General features: G+C 59.5%; 15 protein-coding genes. 8 read left to right on the top strand and 7 right to left on the bottom strand.

Features of this window, described 5'->3' with window-relative positions:
• Positions 1–189: 189 nt before the first annotated feature.
• Entirely contained in the window at positions 190–1569 is a 1380-nt protein-coding gene (locus QMX86_RS24450) for a sodium:solute symporter (protein ID WP_282387059.1), read from the top strand.
• Positions 1570–1730: 161 nt separating this feature from the next.
• On the opposite strand, the gene QMX86_RS24455 is transcribed toward QMX86_RS24450, so the two are convergent.
• Together QMX86_RS24455 and QMX86_RS24460 are read right to left on the bottom strand one after the other, a co-directional pair.
• Positions 1731–1859 (bottom strand): PA1414 family protein, encoded by a 129-nt coding sequence (locus QMX86_RS24455; protein ID WP_003184145.1) that lies wholly within the window; start codon positions 1857–1859, stop codon positions 1731–1733.
• 142 nt (positions 1860–2001) lie between these two features.
• The gene (locus QMX86_RS24460) at positions 2002–2895 is read right to left on the bottom strand and encodes a LysR family transcriptional regulator (protein ID WP_282387058.1); all 894 of its coding nucleotides are present in this window, start codon (positions 2893–2895) and stop codon (positions 2002–2004) included.
• A 104-nt stretch (positions 2896–2999) separates the two neighbouring features.
• Between QMX86_RS24460 and QMX86_RS24465 the strand changes: the two genes are divergently transcribed.
• Positions 3000–4181, top strand: coding sequence for an MFS transporter (locus QMX86_RS24465; RefSeq protein ID WP_282387057.1), 1182 nt, complete (start codon positions 3000–3002; stop codon positions 4179–4181).
• Here QMX86_RS24465 and QMX86_RS24470 read toward each other — a convergent pair.
• The 3 genes from QMX86_RS24470 to QMX86_RS24480 form a co-directional block, all read right to left on the bottom strand.
• Positions 4129–5058 (bottom strand): DMT family transporter, encoded by a 930-nt coding sequence (locus QMX86_RS24470; protein ID WP_041478962.1) that lies wholly within the window; start codon positions 5056–5058, stop codon positions 4129–4131. The genes QMX86_RS24465 and QMX86_RS24470 overlap by 53 nt on opposite strands.
• A 253-nt stretch (positions 5059–5311) precedes the next feature.
• Positions 5312–5704: a DUF2177 family protein gene (locus QMX86_RS24475; protein WP_110645029.1), complete on the bottom strand. Its 393-nt coding sequence runs from the start codon at positions 5702–5704 to the stop codon at positions 5312–5314.
• Positions 5705–5748: 44 nt separating this feature from the next.
• Positions 5749–6585 (bottom strand): S1-like domain-containing RNA-binding protein, encoded by an 837-nt coding sequence (locus tag QMX86_RS24480; RefSeq protein WP_016771157.1) that lies wholly within the window; start codon positions 6583–6585, stop codon positions 5749–5751.
• Positions 6586–6924: 339 nt separating this feature from the next.
• Here QMX86_RS24480 and QMX86_RS24485 point away from each other — a divergent pair, with 339 nt between their 5' ends.
• From QMX86_RS24485 to QMX86_RS24495, 3 genes are all read left to right on the top strand, one after another.
• Positions 6925–7113, top strand: coding sequence for a hypothetical protein (locus QMX86_RS24485; protein ID WP_016985943.1), 189 nt, complete (start codon positions 6925–6927; stop codon positions 7111–7113).
• A gap of 203 nt (positions 7114–7316) precedes the next feature.
• A complete protein-coding gene (locus QMX86_RS24490; RefSeq protein WP_016771158.1) occupies positions 7317–8033 on the top strand; it encodes a TorF family putative porin in 717 nt (238 codons plus the stop codon).
• Between the two features lie 77 nt (positions 8034–8110).
• Positions 8111–8980 (top strand): DUF6279 family lipoprotein, encoded by an 870-nt coding sequence (locus QMX86_RS24495; RefSeq protein WP_122691639.1) that lies wholly within the window; start codon positions 8111–8113, stop codon positions 8978–8980.
• Positions 8981–9103: 123 nt separating this feature from the next.
• Here the strand turns inward: QMX86_RS24495 and QMX86_RS24500 are convergent, their stop codons facing one another.
• Complete coding sequence (locus tag QMX86_RS24500; protein WP_056783658.1) at positions 9104–9496, bottom strand: hypothetical protein; 393 nt, start codon at positions 9494–9496, stop codon at positions 9104–9106.
• Between the two features lie 172 nt (positions 9497–9668).
• Between QMX86_RS24500 and QMX86_RS24505 the strand changes: the two genes are divergently transcribed.
• Together QMX86_RS24505 and QMX86_RS24510 are read left to right on the top strand one after the other, a co-directional pair.
• A complete protein-coding gene (locus QMX86_RS24505; RefSeq protein ID WP_282387572.1) occupies positions 9669–10403 on the top strand; it encodes a thioredoxin family protein in 735 nt (244 codons plus the stop codon).
• A gap of 89 nt (positions 10404–10492) precedes the next feature.
• The gene (locus tag QMX86_RS24510) at positions 10493–10768 is read left to right on the top strand and encodes a hypothetical protein (protein ID WP_039761007.1); all 276 of its coding nucleotides are present in this window, start codon (positions 10493–10495) and stop codon (positions 10766–10768) included.
• A gap of 51 nt (positions 10769–10819) precedes the next feature.
• On the opposite strand, the gene QMX86_RS24515 is transcribed toward QMX86_RS24510, so the two are convergent.
• Complete coding sequence (locus QMX86_RS24515) at positions 10820–12160, bottom strand: DEAD/DEAH box helicase (RefSeq protein ID WP_024012040.1); 1341 nt, start codon at positions 12158–12160, stop codon at positions 10820–10822.
• A 191-nt stretch (positions 12161–12351) separates the two neighbouring features.
• Here QMX86_RS24515 and QMX86_RS24520 point away from each other — a divergent pair, with 191 nt between their 5' ends.
• Positions 12352–13650: a mechanosensitive ion channel family protein gene (locus QMX86_RS24520; protein ID WP_056783642.1), complete on the top strand. Its 1299-nt coding sequence runs from the start codon at positions 12352–12354 to the stop codon at positions 13648–13650.
• Positions 13651–13721 lie beyond the last annotated feature (71 nt).

The raw sequence follows: 13721 nt of genomic DNA on the forward strand, positions 1-13721 counted from the left end.
ATAAAACCTCAACTGCGTCAGGCCGCCTGACACGAATCCCCTGTGGGAACGAGCCTGCTCGCGAAGACTTCAGCACATCCAACATTGGTGTGACTGACAGACCGCCTTCGCGAGCAGGCTCGCTCCCACAGGAAGCCTTGCAGACCCCATTTGCTTGACCATAAAAAAGACAATCGGAGACACGCCATCATGGCTTTGGATTTATTCGTCGTACTCATTTATGCCGCTGCGATGCTGGTTCTCGGCTACTACGGCATGCGCAAGGCCAAGACCCACGAAGACTATCTGGTTGCCGGGCGTAATCTGGGACCGTCGCTGTACATGGGCACCATGGCAGCAACCGTCCTCGGCGGCGCGTCCACCGTCGGCACCGTGCGTCTGGGTTACGTGCATGGCATCTCCGGGTTCTGGCTGTGCGCGGCACTGGGCTGCGGCATCGTCGCGCTGAACCTGTTCCTCGCCAAGCCCTTGCTGAAACTCAAGGTATTCACCGTCACCCAGGTCCTGGAGAAGCGCTACAACCCGATGGCGCGCACCGCCAGTGCGACGATCATGCTCGCTTACGCGCTGATGATCGGCGTGACCTCGATTCTGGCGATCGGCACCGTGCTGCAAGTGTTGTTCGGTCTGCCCTTCTGGATTTCCGTACTGCTGGGCGGCGGCATCGTGGTGATTTATTCAACGATCGGCGGCATGTGGTCGCTGACCCTGACGGACATCGTCCAGTTCGGCATCCAGACGGTTGGCCTGATGTTCGTATTGTTGCCGATCTGCCTGTACCGCGTAGGCGGCTGGGATCAATTGGTCGCGCAACTGCCGGCGGCCAGTTTCAACTTCACCAGCATCGGCTGGGACACGATCATTACCTACTTCATGATCTACTTCTTCGGCATCCTGATCGGCCAGGACATCTGGCAGCGGGTGTTTACGGCAAAAAGCGAAAAAGTCGCCAAGTACGCCGGCACCTCGGCCGGGATCTACTGCATCATTTACGGTCTGGTCTGCGCCTTGATCGGCATGGCTGCGCATGTACTGATTCCGGATCTGGACAACGTCAACAACGCCTTTGCCGCCATCGTCAAAGTCTCGCTGCCTGACGGCATCCGTGGCCTGGTGATCGCTGCCGCACTGGCGGCGATGATGTCCACCGCCAGCGCCGGCCTGCTCGCCGCGTCCACCACCCTGACCGAAGACCTGCTGCCGAAACTGCGCGGCGGCAAACAGTCCAACGTCGCGGTCAGCCGTCTGTTTACGCTGCTGACGGGGATCGCGGTGCTGGGCATTGCTCTGGTCGTCAATGACGTGATCAGCGCGCTGACCCTGGCTTACAACCTCTTGGTCGGTGGCATGCTGATTCCGCTGATTGGCGCGATTTTCTGGAAGCGTGCGACTACTGCCGGGGCGATCAGCGCCATGACGCTGGGCTTTATCACGGCGCTGGTGTTCATGGTCAAGGACGGCATGGACGCGAACTCGCCGATCTATTACAGCCTGGGTGTCAGCCTGGTGAGCTTTGTACTGGTCAGCCTGTTCTCGCCGCGCCCGGCAACCGTGGCAACGGCGGTGTGAATCGGCTGTAACGACTTGATGTTTTCTTCAGCGGGTGTGGCGTCGGTAGCCACACCCGTTTTTTTTGCCTGATAAAAAACAAAAGATCGCAGCCTTCGGCAGCTCCTACACTTTGTAGAAACTGCCGACGGCTGCGATCTTGAAATCTCTGATCGCAGGTACTAACGGCGACGTGGCTGGCGTCGGCGCTGTTCGTCGTCCGTGCGAATCGGTACCGGTTGCAGAGGCGGTTCGATCAAACCGAGGGCAACTCCCAAATCGTGCAGCCAGTTCTGGATTTTCTCTTTCATCGTCATGCCCCCTTCAGGGTGGTGCTGAGCGGCCGGAATTCTGAGGCCGCTTCGCACTGATAATAGTCCGAAGTCCTACGCAATGCTCGGCCAAATCCGCAATGATCTGTTACTGAATTGAACAGAATCTGTTGCGATTGGTTCACGCTGTTTCACGGACTTCATGCAAAGCCACGGGATAGACCACTTGCTGCACGTCGATCCAGGCATTCAGGTTGGCCCCGGCCATACCCTTGCGCCACATGAGCCACGTTGTCGCACCCGCGAACGGCTCGGCCAACGGATGCACGGCGACGCTTTCGCGACCCGGCAGGCTGGCGAGCATCGACTCGGCCATCAACGCCACACCACTGCCGGCAATCACACAGGCGAGCATGCCCTGATACGACTCGATCTCCATCGGCCGGCCCATCGCCGCGTGGTAATGAGAGAACCACGCTTCCAGACGCATGCGATATGAACAGCCCTGACGGAAGGTGAATACCGAGCGCCCCTCGACATCCCGCGCGCTGTGCACCGGTGGATGGTCGATTTCAGTAATCAGCACCAGCCGCTCCTCGCACAACGGCACGCCATCGAGCCCCGCCAGTTCCAGCGGTCCGTCGACCAATGCCGCGTCGAGGCGACCGGTGAGCAACCCTTCAAGCAGTTCGCCGGTCGGCGCCGATTGCACCTGCAAATTCACCATCGGGTATTGCTTGTGATAACGCGCCAGCAACGCCGGCAGATGGATCGCCGCCGTGCTGTACATGGTGCCCAGCACGAAGTCGCCGGCCGGTTGCCCGCCCATCACCGCCGCACTGGCCTGATCGCGCAGAGCGAAGAGTTTGCCGGTGTAGTCGAGCAGGACCTTGCCCGCCGGCGACAACTGCAAGCGCTGCCGTTCGCGGACGAACAGTTCGACACCCAACTGCTCTTCGAGCTGTTTCAGCCGCGTCGACAGATTTGATGGCACCCGATGCAGGCGCTCGGCGGCGCGGGTGATCGAGCCTTCCTCGGCGACCGCCTGAAATATCCGCAGTTGGCTGAATTCCACCTGCTTTCTCCTGAACAGAACAAGTTACTCACTATTATTCAATTTTAAAGAAAGTCAATCGATCCTAGCCTGACGGTCATTGCTGCCTTGAAGGAAGCCCGACCATGTCGCCGCTGATACGTTTATCCGCCTGTTTCGTTGCCCTGATGATGGCCATGGGCATTGGCCGTTTCGCCCTGACACCTCAGATGCCGCACCTGCTCAGCGAAGGGCAGATCGACCTCACCGCCGCCGGGCTGATCGCGGCGGCCAACTACTTCGGCTATCTGCTCGGTGCCGTGGATGCGATGTTCGCCCAGCGGCCGCAGCAGGTGCAGCGTCGCCTGCATGGCGGGCTATGGCTGTGCGTGCTGCTGACCCTGGCGTCGTTCTGGGCCAACGGTTTCTGGTCGCACTTGCTGTTGCGCTTTGGTACCGGAGTGGCGAGTGCCTGGGTGCTGGTGATGATCACTTCGCTCAGCCAGCCGCTGGCGGCGGCAGCGGGTCGCCCGCGCTGGGGTGCTCTGGTTTTTGCCGGGCCGGGTCTGGGGATTTTTCTCACAGGCTTGCTGGCGCTGGTCTCACATCGCTTGCAGCAGACATCGGCAACTCTGTGGCTGATTTACGCGGCCGCCGCGTTGCTGATGATGCTCGGCGTCTGGCGGTTGTTGCCGCAGCCCACGGTGGTAGCGAGGCCAGCGCCACCCCATGTGAACCCAGCGAATCGCGGCATTGCCCGGCTGGCGCTGGTGTATGCGTTTTACGGCATCGGCTACATCATTCCGGCAACGTTCCTGTCGCAGATGGCCAACGCGCAGTTTCATGGCCAGTGGCAGGCGGATCTGTTCTGGCCGTGCTTTGGCCTCGGCGCGGCGATCGGTGTGTGGTTGGTGAGTCTGCGCCGACATGATCCCGAGACCACGCGGCACTGGCTGATGGCGACGCTGTGGCTGCAAGCGGCCGGGGTGTTTGCTTGCCTGCTGGGCAGCGGCGTCGGCCTGGCGCTGGGGGTGATCCTCTGCGGCACGCCGTTTCTGGCGTGCATGCAACTGGTCATGCAGCGTTCGCGAGAGCTGGCGCCCCACGCCACTCAGCGCAACGCCGGGATGCTCACGGCGTGCTTCGCCGTCGGCCAGCTCAGCGGCCCGCTGCTGGCGGCGCTGAGCAGCCATTTCAGCGGCGGCTTGCAGCCAGCGCTGCTGATCGCCGGCGCCGGCCTGTTGCTGGCCGGCGCGCTGGCGATGCAGGCCAAGGCTACTGGCCCAGCGCCTTGCGCAAACGCCGACGCAGCCACTGCTCGGCGCTGACGAAAGTGATGCCGAGCAGCACCAGCACGGCGCCGATGACGAAGTTCAGGCTCAACTGTTCGCCGAGCAGCAGCACGCCGAAGGTCACGCCGAACAACGGCGTCATGAACGAGAACACCGCAAGGTTGGCCGCCAGATAACGGCGCAGCAGCCAGAACCACACCAGGTAGCTGAAGAACGACACCACTAGCCCTTGGAACAGCACACTGGCCACCGCCACGGTAGTCAGGCTGACGTGGGTGATCTGGCCGCTGAACAACGCGATCAACAGCAGACCGATGAAACCCACCAGCAACTGATAAAACAGGGTCAATGTCACCGGCGCTTCCGACAGTCGCGAGGCGCGCACCACCACGGTGGTCGCGCCCCAACAGGCGCCGGCCAATACGCCGAAGGCATCGCCCAGCAGCATGCGCCGATCAAGGTTGTCCCACGACACACCACCGGCGAAGGCAATCGCGATGCCGATGAACGCCAGCAGAATCCCCAGCCATTGCAACGGGCGCAAACGCTCGCTGGCCAGCAGGAAATGCACGCCGAGTGCGGTGAAGATCGGCGCGGTATACAAGAACACCGACATATGCGCGGCGGTGGTCAGTTGCAGACCTTCGGCGATGAACAGGAATTCCAGACCAAACAGTGCACCGGCCAGCAAGCCGCCGCGCCAGGTGCTGCCGACCTGATCCCAACCGCCCTTCCAGCAGATCAGCAAACCGACCAGCAACGCAGAAATCCCCGAGCGCCCCGCCGCTTGCATCACCGGCGCGATGTCCGTTGCCGCCCACTTGATCAGAACTTGCTGCACACCCCAGATCAGACACAGGCCGATCATCACTTGCAGGGCAAAACCGTCGGCATTGCGCCGCTCGGCACTCACCGCAACACCTCGAACACACACAACATGGCAGGCCATCCAATGGTCAGAAAACAGTGTCGGGGATTATCAATCAGATGCGCGGAAAAAGCCGTCTGGAAAAGACATTAAGTTGGTCAGTGGCGTCAGCGCTGAATGGTTGACGGCTGCGCCGTCATTCGCGAGCAAGCCCGCTCCCACAGAGGGTTCGGTGAACATGTGGGAGCGAGCCTGCTCGCGAAGAGGCCAGCATTGCCAACACAACTGCCGGATCAGCTCAGGCAAACCGCTTCGCCACCAAACACCCCACCGTGCAAGCAACTGCCGTCGCCACTGTCCCCCACGCCCAATCCATCAAACTCACCTGCACCGACCAGTCGCGCAAGGTTGCCCAGTTGGTCAGGTCATAAGTGCCGTAGGCCACCAGCCCCAACAGCGCACCCAGCTTCGCCGCTCGCTGCCAGCTCAGCGCCGGCAACACCACGAATACCACGCAGCCAATAACGTACAGGCAATAAAAAACCGCTGCGGGCAACAGCAGCGGTTTTTCCAGCATCAGCGAACCGAGCAGTTCGCGATAGGTCGGCGCCATCAGCAGCCCGAGCCAGATGCCATCGAGCAGCAGAAACGTCAGCAGCGTTGCGACGTAAGCGATCAGCGCCTTTTTCATCGATCCAACCTCTTGTGTGGCCTGCAACATGGGCCACTCAAGGCTCAGGTTAGTTCAATGCGATCGGCGTGAATGACGATCTTGCCTTCCTTGTACAGCGAACCGATGGCTTTCTTGAAGTTGCCCTTGCTGACGCCGAACAGGCTGCTGATCAACGCCGGATCACTCTTGTCACTGACCGCCAGGGTGCCGTCGTTTTCGCGCAACTTGCCGAGGATCTTCGAACTCAGGCTGCTCGCCGCTTCCTGGCCCACCGGTTGCAGGCTCAGGCTGATCTTGCCGTCGGCGCGCACTTCCTTGATGAAGCCTTTCTCGCGCATGCCCGAACGCATGAACTTGAAGATCTCGTTCTTGTGGATCAGGCCCCAGTGCTTGTTGTTGATGATCGCCTTGAAGCCCATGTCGGTGGCTTCAGCCACCAGCAGATCGACTTCCTGGCCCGGGCTGTAGGTGGCCGGGGTCTTGTCCAGGTAACGATCGAGGCGCGCGGTGGCGGTGATGCGGCGCGTGTGTTTGTCGAGGTAGACGTGCACCACGCAGTACTCGCCAGCGGTCATCTGGCGCTTTTCTTCCGAGTACGGCAGCAACAGATCTTTCGGCAGCCCCCAGTCGAGGAACACGCCGATGCTGTTGACTTCAACCACTTTCAGACTGGCAAATTCGCCGACCTGAACTTTCGGTTTTTCCGTGGTGGCGAGAAGTTTGTCTTCGCTGTCCAGATAGATGAATACGTTGAGCCAGTCTTCATCTTCGCTGGGAATATCTTTGGGGATATAACGGTTGGGCAAAAGAATTTCGCCATCGGCACCGCCGTCCAGATATAAACCGAAGTTAGTGTGTTTAACCACTTGCAAACTGTTGTAACGCCCGACTAAAGCCATTTCCGAAACCCTCAATACGTGGGCGGCATTCTACCCGTTTTTGCCGCAGACGTCGGGCGACAGATCCTCGCACCGGCAAATCTGCGTCAACCTGTTGATTTTGCTTGATCACTGCCCTGCGGGGTGCCGCTCGTCAGTCCGGCCCGACGCATCACTGCTGCGCTGATTGGCCTCATTTCAATTAAATGTTCTTATTTAAAACAGCAGGTTAGCTGCTTATTACGGACGACTGACCGGCAATATTGCAGCGCGGCACTTGGTTATTCCGGAGGATATTTACCAAGCTATTGTCAAGTTATTCCTGTACGATGCCTGGCCGAGTTACTTTTCTAAAGGTTAATGGCCGCCATGCGTGTAAAAGCATCCACCAGCAAAGCAAAGCCAGCTCCAGCCGTTGAAACCAGCGAATCGATCAACGATCAGATCGCAGCATTCCTCAAGTCCGGCGGCGAGATCCAGCAAATTGCCAAAGGCGTCAGTGGCCAGACATTCGGCCCGTCCAAGCAGATCAGCCTGGGCAAGAAGTAACACCGGTTTCACCCCGTCCAGAGGCGCTTTGAGCTTCGAAGCGCCTGGACTGGCACCGCGCAATCCCCCTTCGTTTTAAACAAAAATTCCCGAAAATCGACGAACGGCCATCAATGCCGGGCATTCGCCGGTATCCTTGCACGCGTCTAGATCAAGCGTTTCAGCAGGCCTTCGCCCTGCGCTCGCAGTTCATGGAGTGACGCATGCGCCCATTTCCCTGTTTATTGTTCGTCAGCCTGCTGTCAGGCGCGACCGCGCACGCGCAGGTTTTTCAGGGTGAACTGGGCGACTTCGATCTCAAGCTTGGCACCACGCCCAGCCGCAGCATGGCCCAGGGTCTGGTCAAACCGGCGGCGGTCGGCTCGTTCCACGGTGGCCTTGATCTGAGCCACGACAGCGGCGTGTATTTCGGCCAGTACGCGCCGAGCATGGGCATCAGCCCGGGCAAGAACCTCGAGATCGATTCCTACGTCGGCTTCAAGCAGCCGTTCGATCAGGTGCTCGGCTATGAAGTCGGGATGATCCATTACAGCTATCCCCGCGTGGACACCCTCGACAGCCAGGAGCTGTTTGGTGGCCTGACTCTGCTCGGCAGTCGCTTCGGCATTGCCCTGAGCAACGACCCGGATAAACAGAACAACACCTTGTTTGCCGACCTCACTGGCAATCAGCCGTTCGGCATTGGCGTGAGCATGAAATACACCACGCACCAGTTGAATACACCGGCGGCGGTGGACGGTGGCTATATCAGCAGTTTCACTGATTGGTCGGTGAAACTGTCGCGGCCGTTCATGGGCGTCGATCTTGATCTGATCTACAGCGACTCCAGCCTCAGCGGCAGTGATTGCTCGGCCTATTCCGGGCACAACAGCGAGTGCGACGGCCTCGTCACCCTCAAGGCTGTACGCACGTTCTATTGATCGGCTGAACTGCCGCGCGCATCCTGCATCACATAAGAATCAGATTTCCGACGCCAGGCTCTCGCAAGGATTTGCCCATGTCTCGCTGGTTCAAACAGATTGCCGCCCTGCTGATCTTCACCCTCGCCCTCGGCGCTTGCAGCCGCGTTGGCCTGGCCTACCGCAACCTCGACGTGATTATCCCGTGGTCGCTGAGCGATTACGTGGACATGAACGGCGAGCAGAAAGACTGGTTCAATGAACGCCTCGAGGAACACCTGAGCTGGCACTGCACCACGCAGTTACCGGGTTACCTCGACTGGCTGGACCGTTTGCAGGCCTTGGTCGAGAGCAATCAGGTCAGCGACGCCGCGCTACAGGAGCGCACCGCCGAAGCCAAGCAGGCCATCGCCGAAACCGCCCGGGAAATCACCCCTTCGGCCATCGAGTTGCTGCAAGGCCTGGACGATAAACAGGTGGCAGAAATGAACGACGCGTTTGCCAAGGATTTGCGCAAACGCCAGCAGGAATACGTGAAACCGCCGCTGGCCCAGCAGATCAAGGAACGCGGCGAGCGCATGGAAAAACGCCTGAACGATTGGCTAGGCCCGCTCAGTGACACGCAGAAACAACGCGTCGCGGCCTGGACCAACGCCTTGGGCGACCAGAACACCCAATGGATCGCCAACCGCGCGCACTGGCAGCAACAATTCAGCGCCGCCGTTGCGCAACGCCAAAGCGCGGAATTCCCACAACGCATCGAGACACTTCTGGTCAATCGCGAGCGCTTGTGGACAGCGGACTACCGCAAGGCCTACGCCAACACCGAAGCCCAGGCGCGCTCGCTGTTTGTCGACTTGATGGCCGAGAGCACGCCGCAACAGCGTGAACGGTTGTTGAAGAAAATCGAGGGAGTGCGCAAAGACTTCAATGACCTGAAGTGCCTGAAGGCCGCGCAGAAACCTTGAATAAACCAATGGGCCATTGTGGGAGCGAGCCTGCTCGCGAAGGCGGAGTGTCAGACAGTTCAAATGTCACTGACAGACCGTTTTCGCGAGCAGGCTCGCTCCCACAGGGCGGATTTCACTGGCTCAGGCGATTTGAGCCTTTGAGGCGACTTCATCAAACGTCACCTCATCCAGCGCATCCTCCTGTTCATCCAAAACCTGACGCGGGTGGTCGTTGCCGGGGATGCTGCTGTCGATCAGGCTCAACAGGCTGGAGCCGCGCGGGGTCAGAATGAAGTTGTTGCCTGTACTGCCCTCGTGATCCGGCCGCGGCTCGATGAATCCGCGCTCCAGCAAGAGCTTTTCATAATCACAGGCCAGGGTTTTCAAGTGATCGAGATTGTCGATCGGCTCGCCGGCGCTGGCTTTCTCGGCCGCATGGTCTTCGGCATAAGCGCGGGGAGCGAAGCTGTGGCCAGCGCTGTTCTGCACTTCATGCAGCAAACGTTCAATCAAATCCCAGTTATAAGTCGTCATCCTGATCCAACCTCCGGTGCGGGTGATTTTGTGCCGCTTTCAAGGTTGTGACCGAAGCGCTGCGCAGCCGTTCAGCAGTATTTCCGGACCCGACCGACCGACGGCTGTCGATTACCTCGCACGTTGAACGACTAGGCTGAAACAGCCGGTTCAACCCGCAGGAGACATCGTCATGAACGTTGCAAACCATCCGGTGGTATCACGCGAAGAATGGCTCGCCGCCCGTCAGCAGCATTTGGCCCGCGAAAAAGCCTTCACCCGAGACCGCGATCGCCTCAGCGCCGAGCGCCGCGCCCTGCCGTGGGTGAAAGTCGACAAGGACTATCATTTTCAAGGGCCGAACGGCGAGCTCAAGCTCAACGACCTGTTTGGCAACAACAGCCAGTTGATCATCTACCATTTCATGTTTGCCAAAGGCTGGGAGCAAGGCTGCCAGGGCTGCTCGTTCCTCAGCGACCACATCGACGGCGCCAACCAGCACCTGGCCCATCACGACGTCGCGGTGGTTGCAGTTTCCCATGCGCCATTCAACGAGTTTCAGGACTTCAAAAAGCGGATGGGCTGGAAGTTCGACTGGGTTTCGTCAGAAGGTTGCGATTTCAATTACGACTTCGGCGTCTGCGCCCGGGCTGAGGATGTAGCTGAGGGAAAGGCTACGTACAACTACGAAAAAACCGACAGCGTCGAGGAAGAAATGCCGGGGCTGAGCGTGTTTTATCGCAATGACGAAGGCGAGATTTTCCACACCTATTCCACATACGCGCGCGGCCTGGACATGCTAGTTGGTGCTTACCACTATCTGGATCTCACGCCCAAGGGCAGGAATGAAGACGAGATCATGGAATGGGTTCAGCATCATGATCGCTATGACGGTGCGCCGAAGTCGGGTTGCTGCCATGCCGATTAAGGACAATCCTGGCCCCACAGTTTCTGAACTTTTGCCACGCTTCAGACCTCAACCGTTCAACCCGCCTTAACCGGAACTGAGGCCTGCCCATGAAAACCCTGATCAAGCTGTCCCTCGCCGCCACCCTTGCCTGCGCCCTGCCCGTCTGGGCCTGCACGCCGGAAGAGGCGACGATCAAACGCGAACAACTGGCCAAGGAAGTCTCCAAGCTCACCGAGCAGAATCCGGAAAAGGCCAAGGAGATCAACGCCGAGTTGCAGAAAATGGATCTGGGCACGGCCAGCGCCGATCTGCCGGACAAGTGCCAGTTGATCGATCAGCGTCTGAAGGAACTGGGGTCGGCGGAGAAGAAGGCCGACAGTTGAGGACGAAAAAAAACCGGACAATGTCCGGTTTTTTTATGCGCGTTCTTTAGCTTACTCAGCCGCTGGCTCGGCTGGCTTGCGGCGCTTGAGCGGGGCCATGCCGTCGCTGCTCACCAGAGAATCCGGCTTTGGACGGTTGACGCTCTTGCGCTTGGTCGGCGTCTTGGCGGCGGTTTTCTTCTTGTCGCCCTTGGCGTCGGTCTTTTTCTTCTTCACGCCGACGGCTTTGCCCGAGGCCTTGACCTTTTTCGGCCCGCCGTAGGTGCCTTTGACTTCCTTGATCGTGCGGCGCTCGAAGCTTTGCTTCAGGTAGCGCTCGATGCTCGACATCAGGTTCCAGTCGCCGTGGCAGATCAGCGAGATCGCCAGACCGTCGTTTCCGGCGCGGCCGGTACGACCGATGCGGTGTACGTATTCGTCGCCGCTGCGTGGCATGTCGAAGTTGATCACCAGATCCAGACCGTCGACGTCCAGACCACGGGCCGCAACGTCGGTAGCGACGAGGATCTTCACACCGCCCTGCTTCAGACGATCGATCGCCAGTTTGCGATCCTTCTGGTCTTTCTCGCCGTGCAGCACGAACGCTTTGTATTCCTGGGCCACGAGACGGCCGTAAATGCGGTCGGCCATGGCGCGAGTGTTGGTGAAGACGATGGCCTTCTGGTAGGTCTCGTTGGCCAACAGCCAGTTCACAATCTGCTCTTTGTGCTGATTGTGGTCGGCGGTGATGATTTGCTGACGAGTCGTCGAGTTGAGCTGGCTGACCGCGTTGAGCTGCAAGTGCTCAGGGTTGTTCAGGACCTTGGCGATCATTTCGCGCAGGCCGGAACCGCCGGTGGTGGCGGAGAACAGCATGGTCTGCTGACGGTTCGGGCACTCATCGACCAGACGCTGCACGTCTTCGGCGAAACCCATGTCGAGCATGCGGTCGGCTTCGTCGAGGACCAGCACTTCGACTTCTTTCAGGTCGAGGTTGCCGGCATTGAGTTGCTCGATCATCCGCCCCGGGGTACCGATGAGGATGTCCGGCACTTTGCGCAACATCGCGGCCTGGACTTTGAAGTCTTCGCCGCCAGTGATCAGGCCGGACTTGATGAAAGTGAACTGCGAGAAGCGTTCGACTTCCTTCAAGGTCTGCTGGGCCAGTTCACGGGTCGGCAGCAGGATCAGCGTCTTGATGCTGACGCGGATCTTCGCCGGGCCGATCAGGCGATTGAGGATCGGCAGGACGAAAGCAGCGGTTTTGCCGCTACCGGTTTGCGCCGTCACCCGCAGATCACGCCCTTGGAGCGCCAGCGGGATGGCCGCGGCTTGCACTGGCGTTGGCTCGACAAATTTCAGCTCGGCCACGGCTTTGAGCAGGCGTTCGTGCAGGGCGAATTGGGAAAACACGGGTGCTACCTCGAAGATATGCAAAAAAACAGCTGCATAGGTTACCGGTTTCGAGCGCTCAGGCCGAGTTTCTTTGTGCAAACGCCGACAATCAGTGGTTTTTTTGTTGCCCGATTTGTCACTCGCTGCAATACACAGCGTCTTAAATGCTCTAATCGGCCCTCGCGTCTTACAGAAGAAACGTTTCGCTCATGGATATCAAACAGCTCTGGCTCAAAGCCCAAGGCCTCTGGGGCACGCTCGAAGAGCACCCACTTCTGCAATCGGGACTGGCGCTGCTGGTGCTGCTGGTCATCGCGCTGGTGCTCGGGCGAGTGGCGCGCTACCTGATCCTGCACGCCAGTCGCATGCTCGGCCGCCAACCGGCGCTGCACTGGATCAACGACTTTCGCCACAACAAGGTGTTTCAACGACTGGCGCAGATGACCCCATCGCTGGTGATCCAGTTCGGCCTGCACCTGGTGCCGGAGCTGAGCAAAACCGCGATGAATTTTCTCGGCAACGTCGCGCTGGCCTTCACCATCCTGTTCCTGCTGCTGGCGGTCAGCGCCCTGCTCAACGCCCTGCTCGACATCTACGCGCGCACCGAGCATGCGCGTACACGCTCGATCAAAGGCTACGTGCAACTGGCGAAAATGGTTTTGTACGTGTTCGGCGCGATCATCATCGTCGCTACATTGATCGACCGTTCGCCGCTGTTGCTGCTGTCGGGCCTGGGTGCGATGTCGGCGGTGATTCTGTTGGTCTACAAGGACACGCTGCTGTCGTTCGTCGCCAGCGTGCAACTGACCAGCAACGACATGCTGCGGGTCGGCGACTGGATCGAAATGCCACAAGTCGGCGCCGATGGCGATGTGGTCGACATCACGTTACACACGGTCAAGGTGCAGAATTTCGACAAGACGATCGTCTCGATCCCGACCTGGCGGCTGATGTCCGAGTCGTTCAAGAACTGGCGCGGCATGCAGCAGTCCGGCGGTCGGCGGATCAAGCGCAGCCTGTTCATCGATGCCAGCGGCGTGCGCTTCATCCGCGACGACGAGGAAGAAAAGCTCTCGCAGGTGCACCTGCTGACCGACTACATGGGCCGCAAGAAAGCCGAGCTCAAGGCCTGGAACGAAGCGCAGGGCAATGTCGCGGCGATGTCGGCCAACCGCCGCCGCATGACCAACATCGGCACCTTCCGCGCCTATGCGCTGGCGTATCTGAAGAGTCACCCGGAGATTCAGCCGAACATGACCTGCATGGTTCGCCAGATGCAGACCACCGCACAGGGCATTCCGCTGGAAATCTACTGCTTCACCCGCACCACGGTGTGGGCCGATTACGAGCGGATTCAGGGGGATATTTTCGATTACCTGCTGGCGGTGTTGCCGGAGTTCGGGCTGAGCCTGTATCAGCAGCCGAGTGGCGGGGATTTGCGCGCCGGGTTGCTGCCAGCGGTGTTGGGCTCGGCGAGTATTCCGGAGCCGGAAAAACACCTGATGTAACCCAAAGATCAAATGTGGGAGCGAGCCTGCTCGCGAATGCAATGTGTCAGTCGACCCATACTTATCTGACC

The sequence above is a fragment of the Pseudomonas sp. PS01270 genome, from assembly GCF_029959775.1.
In the GTDB taxonomy this organism is placed as follows: domain Bacteria; phylum Pseudomonadota; class Gammaproteobacteria; order Pseudomonadales; family Pseudomonadaceae; genus Aquipseudomonas; species Aquipseudomonas atacamensis.

What these genes read in the sequence shown, in the direction of transcription:
- QMX86_RS24500 (WP_056783658.1), bottom strand. Translation starts at nt 9,496, where the DNA reads ATGACGACTTATAACTGGGATTTGATTGAACGTTTGCTGCATGAAGTG.
- QMX86_RS24495 (WP_122691639.1), top strand. Translation starts at nt 8,111, where the DNA reads ATGTCTCGCTGGTTCAAACAGATTGCCGCCCTGCTGATCTTCACCCTC.
- QMX86_RS24490 (WP_016771158.1), top strand. Translation starts at nt 7,317, where the DNA reads ATGCGCCCATTTCCCTGTTTATTGTTCGTCAGCCTGCTGTCAGGCGCG.
- QMX86_RS24485 (WP_016985943.1), top strand. Translation starts at nt 6,925, where the DNA reads ATGGCCGCCATGCGTGTAAAAGCATCCACCAGCAAAGCAAAGCCAGCT.
- QMX86_RS24510 (WP_039761007.1), top strand. Translation starts at nt 10,493, where the DNA reads ATGAAAACCCTGATCAAGCTGTCCCTCGCCGCCACCCTTGCCTGCGCC.
- QMX86_RS24480 (WP_016771157.1), bottom strand. Translation starts at nt 6,585, where the DNA reads ATGGCTTTAGTCGGGCGTTACAACAGTTTGCAAGTGGTTAAACACACT.
- QMX86_RS24455 (WP_003184145.1), bottom strand. Translation starts at nt 1,859, where the DNA reads ATGAAAGAGAAAATCCAGAACTGGCTGCACGATTTGGGAGTTGCCCTC.
- QMX86_RS24475 (WP_110645029.1), bottom strand. Translation starts at nt 5,704, where the DNA reads ATGAAAAAGGCGCTGATCGCTTACGTCGCAACGCTGCTGACGTTTCTG.
- QMX86_RS24450 (WP_282387059.1), top strand. Translation starts at nt 190, where the DNA reads ATGGCTTTGGATTTATTCGTCGTACTCATTTATGCCGCTGCGATGCTG.
- QMX86_RS24505 (WP_282387572.1), top strand. Translation starts at nt 9,669, where the DNA reads ATGAACGTTGCAAACCATCCGGTGGTATCACGCGAAGAATGGCTCGCC.
- QMX86_RS24520 (WP_056783642.1), top strand. Translation starts at nt 12,352, where the DNA reads ATGGATATCAAACAGCTCTGGCTCAAAGCCCAAGGCCTCTGGGGCACG.
- QMX86_RS24465 (WP_282387057.1), top strand. Translation starts at nt 3,000, where the DNA reads ATGTCGCCGCTGATACGTTTATCCGCCTGTTTCGTTGCCCTGATGATG.